The sequence below is a fragment of the Fortiea contorta PCC 7126 genome (genome assembly GCF_000332295.1).
GTDB classification, from domain to species: Bacteria; Cyanobacteriota; Cyanobacteriia; order Cyanobacteriales; family Nostocaceae; genus Fortiea; species Fortiea contorta.
Genome location: NZ_KB235930.1, coordinates 2,871,008 through 2,894,192, shown reverse-complemented (window position 1 = coordinate 2,894,192; position 23,185 = coordinate 2,871,008). Strand labels below are relative to the sequence as shown.

The 23,185-nt window shown below is 40.4% G+C and carries 20 protein-coding genes, 1 tRNA gene and 1 riboswitch; of the genes, 8 read left to right on the top strand and 13 right to left on the bottom strand.

Features of this window, described 5'->3' with window-relative positions; translation table 11 throughout:
• Positions 1-12: 12 nt before the first annotated feature.
• The 3 genes from MIC7126_RS28630 to MIC7126_RS0113385 form a co-directional block, all read right to left on the bottom strand.
• On the bottom strand, positions 13-3,567 hold the full coding sequence (locus tag MIC7126_RS28630) for a glycosyltransferase (protein WP_017653669.1): 3,555 nt from the start codon (positions 3,565-3,567) through the stop codon (positions 13-15).
• Positions 3,564-4,037 (bottom strand): hypothetical protein, encoded by a 474-nt coding sequence (locus MIC7126_RS0113390; protein WP_017653668.1) that lies wholly within the window; start codon positions 4,035-4,037, stop codon positions 3,564-3,566. Before MIC7126_RS0113390 ends, MIC7126_RS28630 begins: the two co-directional genes overlap by 4 nt.
• A 62-nt stretch (positions 4,038-4,099) precedes the next feature.
• Positions 4,100-4,495: a tetratricopeptide repeat protein gene (locus MIC7126_RS0113385; RefSeq protein WP_017653667.1), complete on the bottom strand. Its 396-nt coding sequence runs from the start codon at positions 4,493-4,495 to the stop codon at positions 4,100-4,102.
• 669 nt (positions 4,496-5,164) lie between these two features.
• Between MIC7126_RS0113385 and MIC7126_RS0113380 the strand changes: the two genes are divergently transcribed.
• The gene (locus MIC7126_RS0113380; RefSeq protein ID WP_017653666.1) at positions 5,165-5,383 is read left to right on the top strand and encodes a DUF4327 family protein; all 219 of its coding nucleotides are present in this window, start codon (positions 5,165-5,167) and stop codon (positions 5,381-5,383) included.
• Between the two features lie 103 nt (positions 5,384-5,486).
• On the opposite strand, the gene MIC7126_RS0113375 is transcribed toward MIC7126_RS0113380, so the two are convergent.
• From MIC7126_RS0113375 to MIC7126_RS0113360, 4 genes are all read right to left on the bottom strand, one after another.
• Positions 5,487-6,764: a protein kinase domain-containing protein gene (locus MIC7126_RS0113375; RefSeq protein WP_017653665.1), complete on the bottom strand. Its 1,278-nt coding sequence runs from the start codon at positions 6,762-6,764 to the stop codon at positions 5,487-5,489.
• A gap of 84 nt (positions 6,765-6,848) precedes the next feature.
• Positions 6,849-8,783, bottom strand: a complete 1,935-nt coding sequence (locus MIC7126_RS0113370; protein ID WP_026100233.1) for a serine/threonine phosphatase — start codon at positions 8,781-8,783, stop codon at positions 6,849-6,851.
• A 341-nt stretch (positions 8,784-9,124) separates the two neighbouring features.
• Positions 9,125-10,849 (bottom strand): sensor histidine kinase, encoded by a 1,725-nt coding sequence (locus tag MIC7126_RS0113365; RefSeq protein ID WP_017653663.1) that lies wholly within the window; start codon positions 10,847-10,849, stop codon positions 9,125-9,127.
• A gap of 392 nt (positions 10,850-11,241) precedes the next feature.
• The gene (locus MIC7126_RS0113360) at positions 11,242-11,859 is read right to left on the bottom strand and encodes an rRNA large subunit pseudouridine synthase E (RefSeq protein WP_017653662.1); all 618 of its coding nucleotides are present in this window, start codon (positions 11,857-11,859) and stop codon (positions 11,242-11,244) included.
• 117 nt (positions 11,860-11,976) lie between these two features.
• A riboswitch (TPP riboswitch) is annotated at positions 11,977-12,073 on the top strand.
• Positions 12,074-12,079: 6 nt separating this feature from the next.
• Between MIC7126_RS0113360 and thiC the strand changes: the two genes are divergently transcribed.
• A complete protein-coding gene (gene thiC, locus MIC7126_RS0113355) occupies positions 12,080-13,459 on the top strand; it encodes a phosphomethylpyrimidine synthase (RefSeq protein WP_017653661.1) in 1,380 nt (459 codons plus the stop codon).
• A gap of 186 nt (positions 13,460-13,645) precedes the next feature.
• On the opposite strand, the gene MIC7126_RS0113350 is transcribed toward thiC, so the two are convergent.
• Positions 13,646-13,960 (bottom strand): type II toxin-antitoxin system Phd/YefM family antitoxin, encoded by a 315-nt coding sequence (locus MIC7126_RS0113350; protein ID WP_017653660.1) that lies wholly within the window; start codon positions 13,958-13,960, stop codon positions 13,646-13,648.
• Positions 13,961-14,006: 46 nt separating this feature from the next.
• The gene (locus tag MIC7126_RS0113345; protein WP_017653659.1) at positions 14,007-14,294 is read right to left on the bottom strand and encodes a Txe/YoeB family addiction module toxin; all 288 of its coding nucleotides are present in this window, start codon (positions 14,292-14,294) and stop codon (positions 14,007-14,009) included.
• A gap of 395 nt (positions 14,295-14,689) precedes the next feature.
• Between MIC7126_RS0113345 and MIC7126_RS0113340 the strand changes: the two genes are divergently transcribed.
• Together MIC7126_RS0113340 and MIC7126_RS0113335 are read left to right on the top strand one after the other, a co-directional pair.
• Positions 14,690-15,064, top strand: coding sequence for a type II toxin-antitoxin system RelE/ParE family toxin (locus tag MIC7126_RS0113340; protein ID WP_017653658.1), 375 nt, complete (start codon positions 14,690-14,692; stop codon positions 15,062-15,064).
• Entirely contained in the window at positions 15,061-15,387 is a 327-nt protein-coding gene (locus MIC7126_RS0113335; RefSeq protein WP_017653657.1) for a helix-turn-helix domain-containing protein, read from the top strand. Before MIC7126_RS0113340 ends, MIC7126_RS0113335 begins: the two co-directional genes overlap by 4 nt.
• 136 nt (positions 15,388-15,523) lie before the next feature.
• Here the strand turns inward: MIC7126_RS0113335 and MIC7126_RS0113330 are convergent, their stop codons facing one another.
• Together MIC7126_RS0113330 and pyrE are read right to left on the bottom strand one after the other, a co-directional pair.
• A complete protein-coding gene (locus MIC7126_RS0113330; RefSeq protein WP_017653656.1) occupies positions 15,524-16,234 on the bottom strand; it encodes an FkbM family methyltransferase in 711 nt (236 codons plus the stop codon).
• Positions 16,235-16,648: 414 nt separating this feature from the next.
• Positions 16,649-17,269: an orotate phosphoribosyltransferase gene (pyrE, locus tag MIC7126_RS0113325; protein WP_017653655.1), complete on the bottom strand. Its 621-nt coding sequence runs from the start codon at positions 17,267-17,269 to the stop codon at positions 16,649-16,651.
• 101 nt (positions 17,270-17,370) lie between these two features.
• Between pyrE and MIC7126_RS0113320 the strand changes: the two genes are divergently transcribed.
• The gene (locus tag MIC7126_RS0113320) at positions 17,371-17,802 is read left to right on the top strand and encodes a hypothetical protein (protein ID WP_026100231.1); all 432 of its coding nucleotides are present in this window, start codon (positions 17,371-17,373) and stop codon (positions 17,800-17,802) included.
• Between the two features lie 366 nt (positions 17,803-18,168).
• Here MIC7126_RS0113320 and MIC7126_RS0113315 read toward each other — a convergent pair.
• A tRNA-Ile gene (locus MIC7126_RS0113315) sits at positions 18,169-18,241 on the bottom strand.
• A 188-nt stretch (positions 18,242-18,429) separates the two neighbouring features.
• On the opposite strand from MIC7126_RS0113315, the gene MIC7126_RS0113310 reads away from it, so the two are divergent.
• Together MIC7126_RS0113310 and MIC7126_RS0113305 are read left to right on the top strand one after the other, a co-directional pair.
• Complete coding sequence (locus tag MIC7126_RS0113310; protein WP_026100230.1) at positions 18,430-19,131, top strand: hypothetical protein; 702 nt, start codon at positions 18,430-18,432, stop codon at positions 19,129-19,131.
• A gap of 125 nt (positions 19,132-19,256) precedes the next feature.
• The gene (locus tag MIC7126_RS0113305; RefSeq protein ID WP_040630215.1) at positions 19,257-20,630 is read left to right on the top strand and encodes a hemolysin family protein; all 1,374 of its coding nucleotides are present in this window, start codon (positions 19,257-19,259) and stop codon (positions 20,628-20,630) included.
• 9 nt (positions 20,631-20,639) lie between these two features.
• Here MIC7126_RS0113305 and queC read toward each other — a convergent pair whose 3' ends face one another.
• Positions 20,640-21,317 (bottom strand): 7-cyano-7-deazaguanine synthase QueC, encoded by a 678-nt coding sequence (gene queC / locus MIC7126_RS0113300; RefSeq protein ID WP_017653651.1) that lies wholly within the window; start codon positions 21,315-21,317, stop codon positions 20,640-20,642.
• Positions 21,318-21,879: 562 nt separating this feature from the next.
• Between queC and MIC7126_RS0113295 the strand changes: the two genes are divergently transcribed.
• Positions 21,880-22,962, top strand: a complete 1,083-nt coding sequence (locus tag MIC7126_RS0113295) for a Gfo/Idh/MocA family protein (RefSeq protein ID WP_026100229.1) — start codon at positions 21,880-21,882, stop codon at positions 22,960-22,962.
• Positions 22,963-23,185: the final 223 nt, after the last annotated feature.

The following is a 23,185-nucleotide window of genomic DNA, read 5'->3' as shown; positions in this document are numbered from 1 at the left end:
ACTACAAACAATTCAAAAGGTTGTGGTGAAGACTCTAGTCATCTGTTTGGATGCTATCAAGCCATTTATATCGCAGACTGGCAGATTTTCCGCTTTCGCTTGGGAGATCGCTTGTTGATTGTCTATTGCTAAAGCAATTCTACTATCGATTCTGGGCAGTAAAGTTTCCCATTGTCTATGACTAAGATTTCCTAGTAGAGAAATTTCCGGGCCGTCAGCAATGTCTAAATCATTTTCCATGAACAAATTCATGATTAAAGATGACAAAAACATATCAGCTTCTTCTGCAAAAATATTGTGAGTATCTATCAACAAAGTTAGATTACTTTTATCTGTGTGAGTAGTAAGATGAGAAATTACATTTGCTAAACCTTCATATAGTAACTCTTCTGGCTGTGACCAGTCAGGAAAAATAATCAGGTTAGTATCTCTTAAGCTAAAATTTTGATTTAGAGTATTTGTTAGATAATTATTAAACAGTTCTTTGAACAATGCACCTATTTTTTTTGAGTAAGAGCGACTATCTAGAAAACTAGGATTACCCTGCATTTTTTCTTTAATTTGGGCACTTTTTTGTAGGCGTAATTCTGGATCATTTCCCAGTGCGATCGCTAACTGAATATAAGACTCTTCACTATCCGCCACTAAATCAGAAATATCGAGTGTTTGTACCATTGCAGCTCCCATTGCAGAACGAAAGCAAGTTCCCTTTCTAGTAACTACTGGTAGATTAACTTGTAATGGTTCTACCAGGGAAGTTGTTCCCGAAAATGGATAAGAATCAAGATAAATATCCGCAATTTTGTAGTATTCTTTCATATCTTGCCGATCTGGTACAGGTTGCGGATCTAAGACTATTAATCTTTCAGTAGCTAATCTATGCTGAGAAAATATAAATTTTAGGTAATTGATAAATTCTGTTTTGGGGTAATTATTTGACCAATTCGGCCCAAATGGTAAAAGTACTAAAACTGAATTTGGTACTAGAGCAATAATTTTTATCCATGTATATATCAATTCTGGAACTGTTTTGAAATAATTAGCACCAGAAATAAAAACAATAGCATCTTGGGGAATCCCTAAACTATTTCGCTCAACTGGAGTTGTTAATTTTCCCTCTTCAGTTCCGTAACTAAAACAGTGTGCAGTTCCTTCTAATTTCACTAATTTTTCTTGATATTGTTCTTGTGCTGTTGGCAAAGGATCTGTTAAGGTACCGGAAATATAATAATCCATATTTCTCATTCCGGTTGTTACAACAGAACCGCCGCTAGTAACTTGAATTCTAGCTAATCTATGAGTTGCTAATAAACAAATTTGATTAGTTACTGCAGTTACATTTGTTGCAATGAATAATATATCTAAATCATCAGAACGAATGGTATTAACCTGCGCTGATAAATTTTCTGGTAATAGCTTCAGGGAGTTTGCACAACTTTGGCAATATTGCTCTAGTTGATGACCAGTTTGATTAAGAGCGTACAATATTACTTCAAAATCTCTACTAATATATTCATAAACAGGAAGGTAAGCAAATGTTTCAGATCCAGGTAAGAAATTAGATGCTAGGATACCCAGCCGGATTTTTTTTATAGTTGGTGATGGACTGGAGAATTCAAAAGATAATTCGTAATTTTTTGCATTCAGAAATTGCTCAATAATTTCTGCGCGTTTTACATAAATATTTTTGAGATTGTTTTCATTGAAATAGAGATTGACAAAATTTATTGTCGGCACAAAATACTCTAAAAAATCATACCATTTTAATAAATTTTCGTCATGTTTTATAGATGTATGAATATAATTTATCCAATCTTTGATATGGTTATAATAAATACGTGATTCTCCTAGTTCTTGATAATAACAAGAATCTTGAAATAAATATTTCACGTAGTCGTTTAACAACCAATCAGGAATGTAAGCAATTTCTTTAGATAATGGTAGATGATGAGGACGGCAATAAAGCATAGCTACCAGTAAATACTGAATCGCTTTTGGTTCACTGAATCCTTTGGTGATATGGGTTAATATTTCAGCAACAAATTTTTGCTCATCTTCAGTCAATAGTTCATTTTTAATCTTATTATTTAGTAATGCTTTATATGCTTGACAAAATTCGCTTTGATATAATTTAGCAAGCCAAATTTCTTCGGTAGATAGCCACAATTCAGCTATTGTTTTTTTGATCTGGCGTAATTCCTGTAGTAAAGAAGGCTCAATTTTACCTATTTTATATGTATCTAAAATATTGAATAGCCTGTTATTAGAATTGAATTGGGATTGAATTGAATCAAAATCCTGCAATTGGATACGCTTGATATCATCTGGTAGATAAACTGGTATTTTTGTACTTATTGTTTGATAAATTAGAGAAAAATTTTCTATTTTTAGTGAAATGCGAGCTGTAGTTTGATTTAGCAGTGCTTTTTGCTCTGTTGAGGTAAGATGAGAAATAAATTTAATAGTTGGTTCTTCGGTAACGTCCAGTTTTTCCCGTTGCAGCAGGTCTAAAATGACATCTGATATGATAAAGCTTATATCTTCCTCTGAGAAATTGTCGTCATCTATCAGCAGCGCAATTTTATTTGTATCTGGATGAATAAGAACACTTTTTATGAGAATTCTTATATCTTCGTATAGCAATTCTTCTGGTTGTCGCCAGTCAGGAAAAACGATTAAATTAATTTCAGTTGAATCAAATTTAACTTGTGTCTCTACAGAGCTAATTTTATCAACTGATTTTAATTGATTTGGCTGTAACTGTAATTTAATTTGTTGTAATTCATGATATAAGTTTTGGGAAAGTTTTTTGTAAAATTGCAACTGTGCAAAAGTTGCTAGACGTGTGTTTGTTTGAGTTTTTGAATATTGTCTATATTCTAAAAGAGGTAATGGTACTCTCTTTGCATTCCATCCCTGTTTTACTATTCGATAAAATAAATAGTAATCTTCAGGTATAGATTCCTGATAAATATATCCTCCGACGCTATCAAATGCTTTTCTTCTCAATAATGATGCACCATGTATAAAATTACCTTTGAGCAAAAATTCTTGTTTAGTTTCTTGATTAAAATCAGGAAAATTAATAATATAAAATTTATTAGCTTTAACTAAACCTCGTCTATCCGGAGGATAGGAATCATATACTATTTTAGCTCTCAGTCCAAATAATGCAAAATCAGAGTAAGCTATGGATACATCTGTATATTCATCTAGCACCATAGATGTTTTTTGCAGAAAATCACTACGATATCTATCATCTGCATTCAAGATACAAACGTATTCTGAATTTGTTAAGCTTACAGCCTTGTTAAAATTTTCAACTATACCCAAGTTTACGGGATTTCTATTAACTTTAATTAGGTCGGGATATTTTTTATGATAAAAATTTGCTATTTCATATGTGTTATCATCAGAAGCATCGTCTGATATTAAGATTTCATTAGGCAATTTTATTTGACGCAATACTGACTCTATGGCTTCAATCAAAAAAGGCTCTTGATTGTATGCTGAAATAATGACAGCAATACTAGCTTTTGGAAAATTGCTCTCATGAGATATATTCATTTTACATAAACCTCTAATCTTTGAGTGTTTTGCTTGTTTTCAAACAAAGAGTATTCAAGCGTTAAATATGGAAATCGAGCTTTATACCACTCATCAGCATGACAACAAACAAGAATTCCATCATTTAAAAGTAATTGATCGATAACTGTGTAAATGAATTGATAAGATTCTTGGATGCATTGAGGATATAAAACATCTGTAATGACTACTAGATCAAATGTTTCTTGCAGTTGATAAACAAGACTTGAAATAGAAGATTGGATAAGTTTCAGTTTGCCATTTTCATACTCTTGTTCTCGAGATGATGCATCAAATGCAACATCTACCCCTAATATTTTTTCTCCCGGCAATTTTTGTGTCAAAAGACTACTTCCGTAGCTTATATGTAAAACGTTATTATAGGTGTTAGTAGGTATTTCACTTAAGATTACTTCTTGCCATTCTTCATTATCTTTAATGACCTGCTTCATATTTATACTCCTAAAGTTAAAAATTGTGATTATTAACTAGTATTAATTGCAATAAAAATTTTTTATTTCTTGCTTTTACTTTCTTTTTTCTGCAATTGCTCTAATAAAACTTTGTACTCTTTTCTCTCAGGTCGCAACTTCACCAGCTTTTCTAAAGGTTCTATCGCTCCCTGAATATCCTTTAACCCTAGTCGTACATTTACCAACCCCTCCAGCGCGACCAAGTTCTCTGGTTCCCGCTGTAGCACTAGTTCAAAACCACGCGCCTGTTGCTGTAACGTAGTCTCTGGAGACTTAACTACTGTCTTGGGTTTCTCAATCGCCTGTTGAACTACGGGAACTGCTGCCAACACTACGGAGCCAAAAAAAGACACAATCGACACCAGCGTTAAAATTTTTTGTCGTCGCTGAATCTGTTTGCTGCGAGTAATCAGATATTCTTCCGCTGAACCAGCCATATTGCAATCAATGCTGTGGTAAATACTTAGGTAACAGCAAGTCTCTTGTTATGAGGATACCCACAGCTTCACAGAAACTATCATTTTGGCTAAAAATGGTTTACAGAAAATTCAACATTACATAGGGGTGATGACAAAAATTTAACTGTTGACCTCGCGAGTCCCTAGGCTGTAAAGACAGCATAAATAATTCTCTGATGAGAAAATAAAACTAATATAAAGATTTAGGATATGATTGCTTGTGGCTAGATGTTTGCGATATTCTTTATAGCGTCTCAATAAACATAGCAGAAAGATATTCTTTCTCTATTTAAAAACGCTCCAATGCTGTCCGCAAAGTGCGGGCATTTCCTAGAACACTCCCTAAATAGTGACTCCAACACATAGAGTTTTATCAGTTCCATCTGTGATACTACTGCAATTGTCTAGGCGGCTGGTATCTGTACTGAGCCGACGATGTTAATGCTGGGTAAAATGACAATTTTGTGGTGGTAATTACCGTACAAAACCGAATTCACCCGCAATTTATTAGAGTTAGTCATGGTATAGTTAAAAAGTTAAGACTAGCTTTGCCAAAACAAAACACTCTACGCATCCATAGACAATTGCAAAACGGAAAGCAGTTTTGATTAAGCATTTACTAAACAAAATCTGAATTGAACCGATGTTATGACTCAGCAGGTGATTCACCCGATGGTGAAATTGCAGCGTAACGTGCAATCACTCGTAGAATCGAATATTATCAAGCCAACTGATAGCATTTGGAAAATAGCCTTGCTCTATGGCAATGAGTGGCAGCACTGGAAACAGGAACTGTTAGACTTTGGCTTTAGTATGCAAGACCCAATTAGCGAATTGTTATCTGTAGAGGCTTGGGACGAAGAGTAGAGGGGCTAGAAATTAAGGGTTAGAAAACAGCAATATTTTGCTACATTTACTAACCTGCTCATATCGGTTGATGTATTTACCCAATAATTAGCCCTTAGACCGTTTATTTGCAAGCAGCTAAGGCTGCAGCCAGTTCTTTAGCTGTTTGATAGCGATCGCGCGGTAGTGGTTCTGTAGTCCGATCAATAATCTCTCTTAATTGAGGGGTAATAGTAGGTACTTTAGCCACATCAAACCGAAAACTTCTGCCCTTAGGGCGATAAAACTTAAATGGGTTTTCTCCCGTCAGCAAGAAGATCAGGGTTGGGCCGATCGCATATAAATCAGACTGAGTTAAAGGCTGTCCGCGTTCTTGTTCCGGCGCACAATAACCCTCCGCACCGATCCGCGTTCCGGGTGTCGTGCCAATTTCCTTGACAGCACCAAAATCGAGTACCACAACGCGATTGTCAGCATTTCGTACCATCAGGTTCGCAGGCTTGATATCGCGGTGAATTAGGGGTGGGTCTTGGCTATGCAGATAGTTGAGAATATCACAGGTTTGGCTCATCCAGGCGATCGCTTGGCTGGGTGTCACCGGGCCTGTAGTATAAATACGTTTCTCTAAATCCTGGCCGTGGACTAATTCCATTGCCAGATATTTCTTGCCGTCCTCAACAAAAAAGTCATAATACTTGGGAATTCCTGTATGCTTGAGAGACTTGAGAGTATACGCCTCCCGATCAAACAACTCTTGAGCCTTAGCTATCTTCGCCATATCCGCATTCATCTGCTTTAAAACCAGCAGTTGCGGTTGTCCAGAAATCACCCCCGCAGCATCCCAAGCCAAAAAAGTAGTACCCATCCCCCCTTGTCCCAGGGTTCGCAACACCTGATACTGACGAATCTGTTTTTGCACCGTCAGCGGCTGACCGCAGCGAATGCAAAATAGATTACTAGGCGAATTACCTTCGTGAGTGCAAGTATAAGATAAAGTCGGCGATTTTTGGGCTGTAGAAACAGGTTTAGCAGTGTTTACCACCGTTTCTTCAACCTGTTGCGGCGACCAAGAATTGTTTGCTGTCTTCTCCTCGATCTGAAACTTGAGTATGGGGCCTCCCTGGGCCATTTGCAACAGAGAATTATCTGGTAATTGGCTTTGAATAACAAGAACACCATTGAGGAAAGTACCATTTGTCCCTTGGCTGATCACTTGCCATGAACCGCCATGATGATTAGTATTGACTAGCCGCAATTCCAGATGATGTCGAGAAACCAAAGTATCAGTTAAAACAACATGATTATCCGTTGCTCGACCAACTCGAATCACGGAGGAATTTTCAAAGCACCATTGTTTCAGCGGTGTTTTCTGTTGCGGTTCTAACAGAGTCAGAGTAACCACGATACAAATTGCAAATTAGGGGTTATGGTCTAGGAGTTAGGGCTAGGGGTCAGCAAAACCAGTCCCTAGTCTGTAGTTCCTAATCTATTTTTCCAGAGTTGGACGCACTTTTGCCCGCACAAGTATAGCAGTAATATTGTCATGACCGTTGTGTTGATTTGCTAGATCAATGAGGTCTATGACACCCCCTTCCAAATTAGTGCCAGAACTGAGTAGGGACAATAGAAGATTTTGACAGTGTATTTCTAGTAAATCATTATCTGATAGACCATCGGAAGCCAAAATAAAGAGGCTGTCTTGATTAATCTCAAAAAACGTCACATCAGGATTAACTGAGTGCTCATCGCGGGGCCCCAAAGCTTGGGTGAGTTGGTAAGCGTCAGGACGGGCATAAGCTATGCTTGCTTCCACCCCACGGGACATTTCCCGTTGACCCACTTCGTGGTCTACTGTGATTTGTTCTAGCCCCCGCTTACGAGTCAAACGATAAAGGCGACTATCTCCCACATGAGCAACCGCCGCATAAGTATCTTGAATTAAAAGCATGACCAAAGTTGTACCCATACGCCCCACACCAGAGCGAGCATCTTGTTGATTCAAGTCGTAAATTGCCTGATTCGCTAAATATACCGCTTCACGGATACTCTGTTCACTTGGTAATTGGTCAGTCGTCCAGTGTTCTTGAAAATATTGTCGCAAGGTGTTAACTGCTAGCTCACTAGCAACCTCACCCCCTGCGTGTCCACCCATACCATCACACAGAACATACAAACCACGGGCTTGCAAAAGTCGGTTTCGAGGTAACTCCAACTTATTGAGTTTGGTTTCAATGCCAAAATAATCTTCATTGTGATGACGTTGACGACCAACATCAGTGCGTCCCGCGTCTTCTAAACTGCTTAATTGCATTGATAAGATGATTGTGGGCAATTCATCATTTGTAGTGCTGAAATCATCTGACTCATCTGACGGCTCTAATTGCAAAGTTGTCGGTGAAGAGGCGGGTATTTCTAGTTTAGGGACAAAAGTTTCCGTAGGAGTTTGTAATTCATCTGCGATATTTTTCAAACGCGATCGCAACTGTGCGATCGTCTCAATTTTACCTTGCTCCAAATCCCCCAACATTTGTACAATAACACCGAACTGAGTCCGCTGGGACTGCTTAAATAATTTCTGCCAAACTAGCCCTAAAGCTTTGATTGTCAACGGTTGCTTGAGTTGAGCAGATGTTTCCTCAGCTACATCTGGTAACTCCACAGGCTCCAAATATAATTGTCTCAAAGCCAAAGTCTGGTCTTCATCCAAGCGCAGATTCGTCAATTCCAACAGACTTTGACGACAATTCACAGATTCTAGCACTGACCACAGTTGGGTCATCTGGTAACACCAGTCTAAGATTTGCAATGAACTTGTGGTATCTTTTTTCCACAAATCTAGTAAATGCTGCCAATCTGAACGGTCTTCAATTAATATCAACTCTAGAGAGTTCTGCAGCCAAGCATCGTGAATTTGGGGTATCCCTGGGTGTTCTAAAGCTTTTAAGTCAATGTATGGTTTAGCAAGATGTGGAATTTTACTGACTTCGGCTGACGGCGTTACTAGTCCCTGTTGCTGATTGACTAGCATTGTCTCCAGCAGAGAAATCTGATAAGGTTGGCAGTCTAAAACCTTCACCCCGATGGCTGTATTAACCTTGCTTTGTTCTTGATTGGGTAGTAATTCTGTTAATATTTGGTAGCGTTGCTCATGGTCTAAGTAAGAACCTACCGTTAATCGAGAACTCAGGGGTACGGAAGATGTTGCTTCCCCGTCTCCCAAATTTTCCCTAGCGGCTGCTTGAGCCAAAATTCCCCACCACACCGTACCACAGTCCGCGCCACATTTATGACAGCTTTGACTATTAACTGGTACAGACGCACTGCACTCAGGACATACCTTGTGGGTCAGAGAGGCGCCACAGTTTTGACAAAATTTATTGCTGTTAGAGTTTTCAAATTTACACTGAGGGCAAATCAGCATAGTGGAAGTTCCTTCATTCCCATTCCCAGGTGCTTCTAGCCACTAAGATCCAAAGTGCCACAATTATTTGTCTTTTTTACTTCCCCCTCTTGCAAAAAAACACTCTTGTAAGAAGCTGATTGTGGTTTCACCAGTGAATTTTGGTGGCAGTATTAATTGTGACGCATAATAGCTAAATATTTCCGTCCTTGACAAGTCAATTCCTCACAAATTCCGAATTAGAGGATGAGGAAGGGGGGACATGAGCCAGAATAACTATTAAACTTATCCAGAGATTAATCATGCCTTAAGAGCAACCATTGTCAAGACGTTACCATCCCGTCGCCCCAACACCTCCTGTTTCAAACTCGACTACTCAACGGTAATTGGATAGCAAAACAGGTACGATTTGAACCACTTTCGACTTCAATTGTTCCGCCTAGGTATTTTGTCAGTCTTTGGACTAAAGCCAGTCCTAATCCTGTACCACCTTGTTTCCAGGGATCGTTGCTAGGAATCCGATAAAATTTATCAAAAATGTGGGGTAATTCTGAACTAGAAATTTCTACGCCAGAATTAATTACCTGGAATTGAATATGGTTTAATTTTAGTTGAGCGGAAACTGTGATTTCTGCATCTGGGGGACTAAATTTACAGGCGTTGGTGAGCAACTCGATTAAAATTCGCTCTAAGCTAAATGGGTCAGATGCTAATAAAGGTAAGTTGGGGGCTACACTCAGCCGCAGCTTTTGTGGATAGGAATTGCGATTGCGCGCATCAAATAACTCTACCACCCGCGATAGCCACTCTTGAACCTTAATTGTTTCTAGCACTAAAGGTCTAGTACCTGTATCCAGTCGTTGTAAATCGAGAAAATTGCTGATGAGATTAATTTCGCGATCGCATTCATTATTTAAAATTTCAAAATAGCGTGCTGCTTTTGAGCGTTCTGCTGGTGGTTTTGCCATTTCTGCTAAAAAGTTTTGCTCTTTATTGAGTGCAATTCCCAGCATTTGAATCGCCATTTTCATATTCGTTAGTGGCGTCCGCAGTTCATGGGAAACCGTACTCAAAAATTCATCCTTCAAACGATTGAGGCTTTCCATTTCCTCTAATTGTGCTTGCACAGCTTCTTGGCTACGCTTGAGAGCCACCTCTGCTAATTTGCGCTCTGTAATATCAATACAGCAACCTATATAACCAGCAAACTTGCCATTAGGTGTAAACCTAGGCACCCCAGTATCTAAAATCCAACGATATTTGTCATCGTAACGTTTCACTCGGTATTCTATCTCAAATTTTGTCCGCGCATGAAAAGCAGAATTATAAGTTTCTTGGCACAAATTTTGTTCTTGTGGGTGTACTCCTTCAAGCCAGTTTAAATCCTGTAGATCCATGCTGTGTCCGGTAAACTTTAGCCAAGATTGATTAAAAAATGTTACCTTTCCATCACATCTCGTCATCCACATCATCACCGGCGCGGTATTTGCTAGACTATGAAAGCGTTGCTCACTTTCTTTGAGAGCATCTTCTGTTTGTTTGTGAGCAGTAATATCTTCGCAAACCATCAGAATCACCGGGTTTTTTCGCACAAATTTTTCTGATGGGTGACTTTCTGGAAATAAGTTACCGTCCCCACTTGGCAGTAACCGCATGATAGCTTTTACCCAAACGATTTGACTATCAGGGCAATGCAACCGAAATTCATAATTAACAACTTCATGCTTATGAGAAACTCTCAATAATCCCAACAAAGCGTCAGCTAATCTTTGTTGTTCTGAACGATCAAACAAATTAAATACAGACTGATTAATTAATTCTTCAGGGGTATAGCCCAGATAGTTTGCACCACCATGATTAACTGACAAAATTGTGCCTGTGGTATCCAAACTCAAATATACACTGGGAATATTTTCATATAGTTTCCGATACCACTGTAATTCTTCTTGGGTACGACGCAAAGTTTCTGCCGTGCAAGTGACATCAGGCGCACGTTCAGGCACAAGTTCCAACCGTGCAGGTGTTGCAGACAAGGTATCCTTTTCTTGACGGGGGTCATGCCGGATCGATTGCTGATTACGACTCATAAGGCTTCAATTTGCACCCAAGGGGTGATACAGACAAGGCGGGAATAAAAAAACATTATTATAATGCTTATGGTTAAATTTGGGTTGAAAGAATATTAATATAGCGAATTTAGCAATTTTATTGAGTTTTAATCGGCAACTTCAAAGAATTGGTTAATCTACTGGCTTTAGATGCAAGATCAAAGCATTAAAATCCGGATAATCTGATTTATTAATCTTTAATTAATATTCTGAGCATCAATACCTGAAAAAAGAATGCCAGTACTTTTTAAATAGACTAAATTGATTCAACGTTGAATTAATTTTTGATTCAGGCTGAATCTAGGTCTGCACAAGCATGAATTTTAGCTTGGGTAGCTAGTACCCAAAGTCAAATTGAATATCGTGTCTGTTTATACTGTTCTTCGGTAAACAGCTTTACCTGCTTTAGGCATATTATGCAGCAATTCCAGTTCAGAGGGTGTGAGGTCACGCCACTCACCCGGTTGTAAACAGTCTAAGTGTACACGAGCAATGCTGATTCTGACCAACCGTAAAGTCGGAAATCCCACAGCCGCTGTCATTCGTCGCACTTGACGGTTTTTCCCCTCAGTTAAAGTCATTTCCAGCCAAGCTGTGGGGACATTTTTGCGAAACCTAACGGGTGGATCGCGTTCTGGTAAATTTGGTGTTGTTGGCAATAACCGTACTTTTGCTGGTCGAGTGCGGTAATCTTGAATTTGTACACCTGTTTGCAGTTGAGCGATCGCATTTTCATCAGGAATCCGCTCTACCTGTACCCAATAAGTACGTTCATGTCCAAACCGAGGATTAGAGAGACGATGCTGTAATTGTCCATTGTTTGTCAGCAGCAATAACCCCTCACTATCCCAATCCAAACGCCCCACAGGATAAACATCAGGCACCGGAATATAATCTTTGAGCGTTTTATGTTGAGGAGTTTCTTGGGTAAACTGGCTCAAAACGCCGTAAGGTTTATGGAAAATAATATATTTAAATTCATTACTCATTTGCTATTTGTTATTTGCGAAGAGTTATTTCTCCTTCCAAAACAACCGCTTAACCCCCGCAACCTCAGGAATTGTTAACCATCTTGCTCGCAGTCATAACCAAGGTGGTACAATCAACTTTCATGCTAGGGGTGCCTAAATAACCAGGCTGAGATTACACCCTTAACACCTGAGTCTGGGTAATACCAGCGGAGGGAAGCTGTTTATCGAGGAATTTAATATGCGTACACAATGGGTTGCAAAGCGGCGTGGACAGAGCAATGTCACTCAGATGCACTATGCTCGTCAGGGTGTGATCACCGAAGAAATGCATTATGTCGCCCAGCGGGAAAACCTCCCCGCAGACCTCATCCGTGAGGAAGTAGCACGGGGCCGGATGATCATCCCTGCTAACATTAATCATACAAATTTAGAACCGATGGCGATCGGTATTGCTTCCAAATGTAAGGTAAATGCTAACATCGGCGCTTCGCCTAACTCCTCCAATCTGCAAGAAGAAGTTGATAAGCTCAACTTAGCGGTGAAATACGGTGCTGATACCGTGATGGATTTGTCCACAGGTGGTGGTAACTTAGACGAAATTCGCACCGCCATCATCAACGCTTCACCAGTTCCCATCGGCACAGTACCAGTTTACCAAGCTTTAGAAAGCGTCCACGGCACAATCGAAAAGCTCACCCCCGATGACTTTCTTCACATCATCGAAAAACACGCTCAACAAGGGGTAGACTATCAAACCATCCACGCCGGCATTTTGATTGAGCATTTACCTCTAGTTAGAAGTCGCATCACTGGAATTGTGTCCCGTGGTGGTGGAATTTTAGCACGGTGGATGCTGCATCATCATAAACAAAACCCCCTTTACACCCACTTCCGCGACATCATCGAAATTTTCAAAAGATATGATGTTTCCTTCAGCTTAGGTGATTCTTTGCGTCCCGGCTGCACCCACGACGCCTCAGACGCCGCTCAATTAGCTGAATTGAAAACCCTTGGACAGCTAACCCGCAAAGCTTGGGAAGATAATGTACAGGTGATGGTAGAAGGGCCCGGACACGTACCAATGGATCAAATTGAGTTCAACGTCCGCAAGCAAATGGAAGAGTGTTCAGAAGCACCTTTCTACGTACTTGGCCCCTTGGTGACAGATATTGCTCCAGGTTATGACCATATTACCTCAGCGATCGGCGCAGCGATGGCGGGATGGTACGGTACAGCGATGCTGTGTTATGTGACACCAAAAGAACATTTGGGATTACCCAACGCTGAAGACGTCAGAAATGGCTTGATTGCTTACAAAATAGCCGCCCACGCTGCAGATATCGCCAGACATCGCCCGGGTGCGAGGGATAGAGACGATGAACTTTCCCGCGCTCGGTATAATTTTGACTGGAATCGTCAGTTTGAATTGTCACTCGACCCAGAAAGAGCTAAGGAATATCATGATGAAACTTTACCAGCAGATATTTATAAAACTGCTGAGTTTTGTTCTATGTGTGGGCCTAAGTTCTGTCCAATGCAAACTAAAGTTGATGCAGATGCGTTGACGGAGTTAGAGAAGTTTTTGGCGAAGGATAAGGAAATTGTGACGCAAAGTTAGTTAACAATATTTCCAATACTTTCAGATCCCCGACTTCTTGAAGAAGTCGGGGATCTTGGTTTTTCGTTGGCAATAATTTTTCAGTTTGAAAACGCGATAATCTTGAATCACTTCCAATTATTTATAAATTTTTCAAAAAGCTAGAAACTGACTCGTATTAATACTAATCAACTGATATTCAGCTTATTAACTAGCTGTGGCAATATCGCTGCTGTTATCATCTTCACTCAAACCAAACCTTGCGTATAATTCGCTAACAGATTGAGGCTCGACAGTTTTTGCTCTCGCTCGTTGTAAAGCAGTGAGTAAGCGTGTGGCGTTTGTAGGGGAACGCAGTAAATAAAGAGTCTCTAATAAGCTATCCAGTTCAGTTTCAGCAATTAACACAACATTTTTACCATCAGGTTGACAAATTCTCACAACTTCATGATTTTCCACAACTTGATGGCAAATACTCTCTAAATTTTTAGCTGCTTCTTCTGGTGTAACTTTAATTGACATGATAATTATGAACTCCAGAATATTTTTTCTATGTTTTTAAATATATTTATTCGTAGTGATATCGAGCTTTCAGAAAATCAATTCTGTTGTCGCTAACTAAGTAAACAAGGCGATGCTCTTGATTGATACGGCGTGACCAACATCCCGAATACTCATATTTTAAGGGTTCAGGCTTGCCAATGCCTACAAAAGGGTCTCGCAAAATTTCCTTGACTATTTTAAGTATACGAAGTGTTATTTTTCGATCTTTATTTACCCAGTATTCTAAATCTTCTATAAATTCTGGCTGAAATACAGCCTCGCGTTCTTGTTTGATATCACCCTCAGCACCCATGCAATCAAACCTTTAAGAGCAATTTTACATTTAATCCCCAATATACAAATAAGTGCTGTGGGTTGTAGACTACCGACGTTACCATTGTTGCTGCATGGTGCAATCTGCTTACCAGTATAATTGCATAGTATTTATGAGCTTACTTGCCGAGAACACCGAATTACTATTCACAGTGCTTAGTAAACTGTCTAGTGGCGTGTCAAGACTAAAATGTTGCACTCTTATTTTTATTTTTGTAGGGTGCGTTAACGAAGTAACGCACCGTCTTGACCTCCGCACGCGGTGCGTTACGGCTACGCCTAGACACGCCACTACTGGGCTATAACAATAAACTGGTGGCACGGGGGACATTTCATGCTATTGTCTGACTGGTTTTATAGGAAATTTCATATAAAATGGATGATGACGACGATATTATAGAAATTCCTTTACGACCTCTAGTTTGGATGGGAGACTCTCTCAAAAATATTCGTTCATTTCCAGAAGAGGTGCGTGCATCAGTAGGCTATGCGCTGCAATTAGTGCAAGCAGGAGAAACACCAATGGATGCGAAGCCTTTTAAAGGGGTTGGAAGCGGCGTGTATGAAATTGTCAAACGCTACGATACCGATACTTACAGAGCAGTCTATGCGGTAAAGATTGGAGAAAAAATCTATGTTCTGCACGCTTTTCAAAAGAAATCAAAGCAGGGGATTAAAACTCCACAGGCTGATGTTGATCTAATTAAACAACGCTACAAAGACGCGGTAGCCAGGGAGAAAGAACAATGACACAGGAAGCCGTTTTTGAAGACAGCAGTGGCAACGTATTCGCTGACCTCGGTTTAGAGGATGCGGATGAACTTTTTACGAGGGGTAAGATAGGAATTCAGGTACTGCGCCTTTTGAAACAACGCAACCTGAAACAGCGTGAAATCAGCGAACTTCTTGGTATTCCTCAGCCAGAAGTGTCTCGTTTGATGAAAGGAGAGTTTCAACGGTTCAGTGAGGGCAAACTGCTCATTTTTCTCAAGCGACTTGATACAGAAATCACCTTACATCTTCGATCTCGTCATGCACCAGGACAATCTGCTGAAACTGTGATATCGCTATAGGGCAGGATGGTTTGATGTCGCTGATCAGAAGATGAAGGTAATTTTAAACAGCCCACAAAAGTTTTATTTCTATCTAATATGCAAGTTTAATGCTCAACAGAACACTTGGATTCAACAACATTAGTTGAGAGAATGTTTAATCACGCACCATTAAACAATCATATTCAACAACGCCACCTTTAGGATTGCGAAAAGCCGGAAATAAATCAATCAGCCGAAAATCTAAAGATTGATAATACTTCAAGACATCCAAATACGAAGGTATATTACCGTAGTTAGGCTGCACAGATATTTCTGATTGCAAACACAGAATTTTATCTAGACATTTGTTCGCACCCTTAACTACTTCCATATCATATCCTTGAGTATCCATTTTCAAAAAAATTCGCGGCTCAGGTACTAAAGCAATGATCTCATTTAGTAGCGAGTCTAATGTCCTGATATTTACTTCACAGGAATTAACTGTTTTTGGCATATCAGGATTAGGTGCTAAGAATGAACTTAACTCTGAATAAGAGTTTAAATTAAAGATAGCAGAGGTATTCTCACTTCCCAGTGCACAATCGTATGCCCGACAAAGACTATCCGGTTGCAAATTACGCTTAAGAGTAACAAATATCTCTGGATGTGGCTCAAAACTGAAAATATATCCTTTATAGCCCAGCTTTCTCATGCTTTGTGCATAAGAACCAATGTTAGCTCCGACATCAATAACGCAATTGATTTTTAATCTATTCAATAAATCAACTAAGTGCGTTTGATAAAAAAAGCGATCTAATTGTTCTTCCCAATCTTTAGATACTTTAAAATTCCGTGAAATCAGAGAATATGCAATGTTCCTCAGCATTTTAGCGACTCCTTATCGTAGATAGCTATCAATAAATTACTGAAGATGCATCTGATGAAGTGTAAAATTGCACACGGTATTAATTAAGCTATGTTTCTAGTTATGCCAGGTTAATATTTACAATCATTATAAATATTAATAGGGGAAAAATATGTAATATTTATTGATGGTAACTATAGCAAACTTGGCAATTACAGTTATTTGATGAAATTTTTAGCTAGGCCAGCTAAAGCAGGTTTATGAAAGCATAAACTGACTGTCGTTTTTTTGGTATAATAAAATACAATTAATACTGAAAAATCCAAGTTAAATATAAAACAGCTAATAGCGTTTCCTGACCTCACAAGGTGCGATCGCACTTAAATATATTTAAGAGACGTATTCACACAGCGATCGCCTACCTCAATTTTCTCTCTAATTCCCTAATTCCCGATACCGCGCCTGAATTTCCGTAATCGAGAATAACGCCGCAAACTTCAACCCCGCAGCTTGGTATAACTCGGCTCCCCCTTGTAAACGGTCTACCAGTGCAATTACTTGCTCCACAACATAACCTGCATCTCGTAGTCGGTTAACTGCTTTCAGTGCTGATTGTCCAGTGGTGACAACATCTTCTAAAACCACTATCTTGGCATTTTCCGGCAAAGTGGGGCCTTCAATATAAGCCATTGTGCCATACCCTTTGGCTTCTTTGCGAATAATCAGCGCTGGTATCAGTCGGTTTTCATACACAGAAACCACACTTACCGCTGTGACAATAGGGTCAGCCCCCATTGTTAAACCTGCTACAGCCTGAGTATCTGTAGGTAATAAAGGACACAATAAACGTCCGATAGCTAAAGCACCTTGGGGATGGAGTGTTACATGTTTACCATTGATATAGTAAGTACTGCTTTGTCCAGAAGAGAGGACAAAATCACCCTCTTGATAAGCACGTTGGCAAAATAAATCAAGTAAATTGTGGCGCAGAGTAGTTAAATCAGCAGTAGCAGACCAAGCATCTGAATCAGTCAGGGTTTCAGTAGGATACGTCATTACAAAACATTAAAAGTTGTGCTACACCAAAGGTTGAACTCAACAGAGTTCTGCATTTAAGCATAAATTAAGATTCGCCCAAAAATTGTGGAGTCATGAACGTGGGTATAAAATCTCAAACCTTCAGCGGTTTATTGATATTATTAACTGCTACTGTTGCTTTCCCCGCCGTTGTCACCGCTGAGACGCCAGCACCCAATTATGAAACAGCTAGTGACGCATTTGAAAGAGCTTTTTTTCGACACGATCGCAATTTCTACGAAAACACCACCTACAAGCGTCAGCTAGACTCCATCTTCGGTGCTGGTTCAGTTCACAACTCCTTCCCAGAAAATGAAATCGCCCGCGATGCTGAATTAGTCAACACTCTTTATCGAGATGTCCTCAAGCAGCAGGTAAGTAACGATCCCTACATCCGCACTCCCGACTTACCCAACCCTTATGGTACATCATTACTCATGTCTCCCCGCGTCAATGCCAATCAATTAAAAGTTGGAACTGAATTCCGGTTTGAGACTGCGCCACCACGCTAGAATTACTGAGTATGACAGCAAGGTGGGTGGAAAAATAAAAATTTCATTTTCGCCCAATATTGCTCATATCAGCCCGGAAACAAATTATTTGGCGTAACTTCCCTGCCAACTGGCTAAAAGCTAAAGTTAGTTAAGTCAAGCTTTTGACCAATTTTAGTCTTCCTCTGGGCGACAATTCCCCAGTCATCAAAATTTTTAACTCACACCTGATGTGAATTAAAAGCTGAAACCTTGTATTTTTCCTGTAGAGACGTTGCGATGCAATGTCTCCACAAACCCCCAAATCCGTGATGAAGTAACTTAGTACCGTTGAGTGTTCACCTCAACAAGGAGTGAGGATTTAGTCAAAAATTAAGAGTTATGAAGTCCAGGGTGCAGGAGTTGAACCTGCCTTGCACGAATTATGAGTTCGTTGCCTCAACCGCTCGGCCAACCCTGGGAAAATCTCATTGTAGCGCCAGTTTACTAACTTGTCTGCTACAGATTATAGTCTACCAGATTTTTATATTACATAATTTGACAGCGAAATAGTCCAGACTAATATTAATTAAGTTCTTATAAGAATTGAAGCTGCTGGCTTCAATACCTTTAAATAGACCAGCATTCCTATGCAATAGCTTGCCAGAGATGAAATTAAATTCCACCGTACTTCTGACGTTAATTTTATTATTCCTGATGTTGGGAGCAGGTTCCCTGAGTAGTTTTTGGGGATTTACTCTAGGGAGTTCAGCACTCAAAGGTGTGACAACACCAGATGGACGCCCCGCAACCAAATTTTCTAGCAATAAAGCACCAAACACCCAACAAGGAGGGTTAACGCTTTTAAAAGAAGAAGAAATTCTCAAAATTGTCAGAGCCAGAATTGAGGGTAAGACCAAGGCTGCTAAATCGGAAAAATTAGAGGAAGATGATGAAGAAACCAATAACAGCCAGCCCAAACCAGAGGAAAAACCTCCAGAAATAGCTGAAGAAAAACCCCAAAAAGGATTCCCCGTGATCTCAGAAAATGAGGGTGTAACTCTGTCTGTGCAATCTGTTCGCTACTCTGGTGGTGATTTATTACTCAGAGTGAAAATGCAGAACAAAGGTAAGGATTCCGTGCGCTTTTTGTATAGTTTTTTGGATGTCACGGATGATAAAGGGCGAACCTTGAGCGCTAGCACCGAAGGTTTACCGGGAGAATTACCAGCCAACGGCCCGGTTTTTTCAGGACTAGTCAGCATTCCCACAGCCTTACTAGATGATGTCAAAAAAGTGTCACTAGCTTTGACAGATTATCCTGATCAAAAATTGAAGCTAGAAGTAGCGAATATTCCGGTTGAAAGGTAGGTGGGGGTGAGGGTCTGGGGGTGAGGGTCTGGGAACTAGAAAAATAATACATAGATGTTTTACTCTCTAGCCCCTAACCCCTAACCCCTAATTTAAAGAGCGTAAGTTTCAAATGATCATTAGTGGTGAGCGGTTTTTCTAGCTTGATTTGGACAGATATAGGGTTGCGATTATTATCAGTGCTGCTACTGATTGCCATCAATGCCTTTTTTGTGACGGCAGAATTTTCTATGGTGACAGTAAGGCGATCGCGTATTCATCAGCTGGTCAAAGCTGGTGACATTCCCGCGATCGCTGTGGAAATGTTGCAACGTAGTATAGACCGACTGCTATCTACCACCCAGTTAGGTATTACCCTTTCTAGTTTGGCTTTGGGGTGGATTGGCGAAAATTCCATTGTCGTACTCATCAAAGCCTGGCTAAATTCTTGGCCTGTACCCAACGGTATCAATAACTTCATTGCTCATTCCTTGTCAATCCCCATAGCCTTCTTTTTGATCGCCTATTTGCAGATTGTTTTGGGAGAACTCTGTCCCAAATCAGTAGCAATGCTGTATTCTGAAGAGCTAGCGAGGTTTTTGGGGCCATCAGTCAAAGCGATCGTCCGTTTTTTTAGTCCCTTCATCTGGATTCTCAACCAATCTAACTATTGGCTACTCAAACTTTTTGGGATTGAATATACCGGTCAAGGTTGGCGACCACCGGTGACACCAGAAGAGTTACAGTTAATTATCTCCACAGAGCGAGAATCTACAGGTTTACAGCTCTCAGAGCGAGAATTACTCAACAATGTCTTTGAATTTGGAGACGTCACAGCACACGACGTGATGATTCCCCGTACCAGCATCATCGCTTTACCTAAAAACGCCACCTTCGGGCGATTACTCAAAGAAATGGCTTCCACTGGACACTCGCGCTATCCTGTGATTGGCGAATCCTTAGACGATATTCGCGGCTTAGTTTACTTCAAAGACTTAGCACAAACAATGGCTGTGGGGAAAATGACCTTAGAAACATCGATCCAGCCTTGGATACGTCCCGCTCGATTTGTCCCAGAACATACCCCCCTGAGTGAATTATTACCCATGATGCAGCAAGAAAAACCTGCGATGGTCATGGTGGTCAATGAATTTGGTAGTATTGTCGGGCTAGTAACCCTCCAAGACGTAGTAGCAGAAATCATCGGTGACGCAGGCGTACTCGATAGCAGCGAAGATTTACTGATTCAGATGTTAGGCGATCGCACATTTTTAATCCAAGCGCAAATCAACCTAGAAGACCTCAACGAAGTCTTAGATATCAATTTACCCCTCGCCAAGGAATACCAAACCTTGGGAGGATTTGTGCTCTACCAGTTACAAAAAATCCCCGCCAAAGGCGAAACCTTTTCTTACCAAAATTTAGAATTCACCGTCATCTCTATTGTCGGCCCAAGACTGCACCAAATCCAGCTACGACGCTTGGAAGCAGAAGCTCAGATGGAGGAGGAGGGAAAATAAAATATTCCCTCACTCAGCATAAGCCACCCCATCCTTCAACCCCAATTCCGCAAAAGCCGCTAACCGCAAGCGACAAGAATCGCACACACCACAAGCCACATCACCACCAGCATAACAAGACCAAGTTAACTCCCAAGGCACACCCAATTGATTACCGAGTTGAATAATTTCAGTTTTTTTCAAATCAATCAAGGGTGCAACAATGGTGATGGCTTGTCCCTCGCGCCCTTGTTTAGTTCCCAAACGAAACACCTCCTGCATCGCCTGTATATAATCGGGACGACAATCAGGATATCCAGAATAATCTAAAGCATTGACACCGATATAAACACGTTCAGCCGCGATAGTCTCCGCGTAAGCCAAAGCAAAACTTAAAAAAATTGTATTCCGTGCAGGTACGTAGGTTACAGGAATGTTTTGCGACATTTCCTCCAGAGAACGTTGCTGTGGGAGAGCGATCGCATCATCTGTTAGCGCCGAACCACCCCACTGACGTAAATCAAAATTCACTACCTGATGCTTGCTCACTCCCGCTTGTTGCGCTATCTGCAGGGCTGAGTGTAACTCCCGGTGATGTCGCTGTTGGTAATCAAAGGAAATTGCATGACACTCACAACCATCAGCTTTAGCTTGATACAGAATTGTGGAAGAGTCTAAGCCTCCAGACAACAAAATTACAGCTTTCATCTCAATTTCAAAATTGGCGATTTTCAGGCAATTTATCGATCCTCAACAGCCGCAGGATATCACTTTTACCTATGTGCATCAAAAATTGCGTATTGAAACTTGTAGGTGTGGCAAACAATTATGCAAAAATTATTTAAGCGTATCACTGGTGGCAATTTCAAATATATTTTTGATGAGACGGCTATCTCAGTGTGAAATGTTTTGGTTTTTGTAGTTTTCAAGACAAAAAATTATTAGGTTTCAATTGTATCAATTAGATATTGATCCCGGTAATTAATTACCCAACTGACACCTGAGAATTTCCACTTACGTCTTACTTAATTTTTTAAGTTAATAAAAAGACATATTGGATTTTGTGTAAAGTGCAAAAATCGCTCATTTCATCACTGACTATACAAAAGACATCCAGATTGCGGGAACCCACAATAAACTTTGAAATTCTTCATAAACAGAACCTCTATGTTACCATCTGGATGGTTTTAGACGGATCGTAACTGGTATTTAAGTATAAAGGCCAACGACCGTAGCGTCTCTAAATTTGGTGGTTGAGGAGATAATAAGAGTGCAAAATAGTATGCCAGTGGCAGAACCGAGTCCATATACACAGCGCAACCAGCCACGACCGATTCGCATAGGCGTTATCGGTGTGGGTAATATGGGGCAACATCATACCCGCGTCCTCAGTTCTATGAAGGATGTCGAATTAGTCGGTGTTTCAGATATTAACGTTGAGCGGGGCTTAGAAACTGCCAGCAAATACAAGGTAAAATTTTTTGAAGATTATTGCGACTTGCTACCCCATGTGGAAGCAGTGTGCATCGCAGTTCCCACGCGTCTACATTATGCCGTGGGCATTAACTGTCTGCTAGCAGGAATTCATGTCTTGATTGAAAAACCAATCGCTGCCAGTATTTCTGAGGCGGAATCCTTAGTCAATGCTGCAGCCGAATCTCAGTGTATCCTGCAAGTAGGGCACATTGAGCGGTTCAATCCAGCATTTAGAGAACTGAGCAAAGTCCTGAAAACTGAAGAACTGCTAGCGCTAGAAGCTCACCGGATGAGTCCATATTCTGATCGGGCGAATGATGTTTCCGTAGTGCTGGACTTAATGATCCATGATATTGACCTCCTACTGGAACTCGCGGCTTCCCCAGTGGTGAAATTAACCGCCAGTGGGACTCGCGCTCTCGATTCTGGTTATCTAGATTATGTCACCGCTACCTTGGGATTTGCCAATGGCATCGTGGCTACTTTAACAGCCAGCAAGGTGACTCATCGCAAAATCCGCCAGATCGTAGCTCATTGCAAAAATTCATTTACTGAGGCGGATTTCCTCAAAAATGAAATTTTGATTCACCGACAAACAAACCAAAACTCGCTCAACGATCATCGCCAAGTGCTCTACAGACAGGATGGTGTGATTGAGAAAGTTTACACCACTAACATTCAACCCTTAAGTGCAGAGTTGGAACATTTTGTCAACTGTGTACATGGTGGTAATCAGCCTTCAGTAGGTGGAGAACAAGCTCTCAAAGCTCTGAGATTAGCAAGTCTAATTGAGCAGATGGCTTTGGAAGAAAGAGTCTGTCACCCCTTAGATTGGCAGTCGGAATCAAGAGTGCAATCATTAACCTCGACAGTTTAACAGCGGTGGGCAGGCAATCCGCCAAAAATCAAATTTTTTTAATTTTCTATTTTGGCCTCTTCTGTCTGCCCTCTAGTATTCGCTCACAATTTATTTGCCAGTACAATTGCCAATTTCAGCTAATCAAGTTATCTTGACTCCAACAAGCTTGGACAATTAACTTTTGAGCAAGCTCACGCTGAATTTGGCAACCATACTGGTGCAAAAATTTCAGGAACTGACT

Bases quoted from the DNA above. Each gene is read 5' to 3' on its own strand.
- MIC7126_RS28630 (WP_017653669.1), bottom strand. From the start codon at position 3,567: ATGAATATATCTCATGAGAGCAATTTTCCAAAAGCTAGTATTGCTGTC.
- MIC7126_RS0113390 (WP_017653668.1), bottom strand. From the start codon at position 4,037: ATGAAGCAGGTCATTAAAGATAATGAAGAATGGCAAGAAGTAATCTTA.
- MIC7126_RS0113385 (WP_017653667.1), bottom strand. From the start codon at position 4,495: ATGGCTGGTTCAGCGGAAGAATATCTGATTACTCGCAGCAAACAGATT.
- MIC7126_RS0113380 (WP_017653666.1), top strand. From the start codon at position 5,165: ATGACTCAGCAGGTGATTCACCCGATGGTGAAATTGCAGCGTAACGTG.
- MIC7126_RS0113370 (WP_026100233.1), bottom strand. From the start codon at position 8,783: ATGCTGATTTGCCCTCAGTGTAAATTTGAAAACTCTAACAGCAATAAA.
- MIC7126_RS0113365 (WP_017653663.1), bottom strand. From the start codon at position 10,849: ATGAGTCGTAATCAGCAATCGATCCGGCATGACCCCCGTCAAGAAAAG.
- MIC7126_RS0113360 (WP_017653662.1), bottom strand. From the start codon at position 11,859: ATGAGTAATGAATTTAAATATATTATTTTCCATAAACCTTACGGCGTT.
- thiC (WP_017653661.1), top strand. From the start codon at position 12,080: ATGCGTACACAATGGGTTGCAAAGCGGCGTGGACAGAGCAATGTCACT.
- MIC7126_RS0113350 (WP_017653660.1), bottom strand. From the start codon at position 13,960: ATGTCAATTAAAGTTACACCAGAAGAAGCAGCTAAAAATTTAGAGAGT.
- MIC7126_RS0113345 (WP_017653659.1), bottom strand. From the start codon at position 14,294: ATGGGTGCTGAGGGTGATATCAAACAAGAACGCGAGGCTGTATTTCAG.
- MIC7126_RS0113340 (WP_017653658.1), top strand. From the start codon at position 14,690: ATGGATGATGACGACGATATTATAGAAATTCCTTTACGACCTCTAGTT.
- MIC7126_RS0113335 (WP_017653657.1), top strand. From the start codon at position 15,061: ATGACACAGGAAGCCGTTTTTGAAGACAGCAGTGGCAACGTATTCGCT.
- MIC7126_RS0113330 (WP_017653656.1), bottom strand. From the start codon at position 16,234: ATGCTGAGGAACATTGCATATTCTCTGATTTCACGGAATTTTAAAGTA.
- pyrE (WP_017653655.1), bottom strand. From the start codon at position 17,269: ATGACGTATCCTACTGAAACCCTGACTGATTCAGATGCTTGGTCTGCT.
- MIC7126_RS0113310 (WP_026100230.1), top strand. From the start codon at position 18,430: ATGAAATTAAATTCCACCGTACTTCTGACGTTAATTTTATTATTCCTG.
- queC (WP_017653651.1), bottom strand. From the start codon at position 21,317: ATGAAAGCTGTAATTTTGTTGTCTGGAGGCTTAGACTCTTCCACAATT.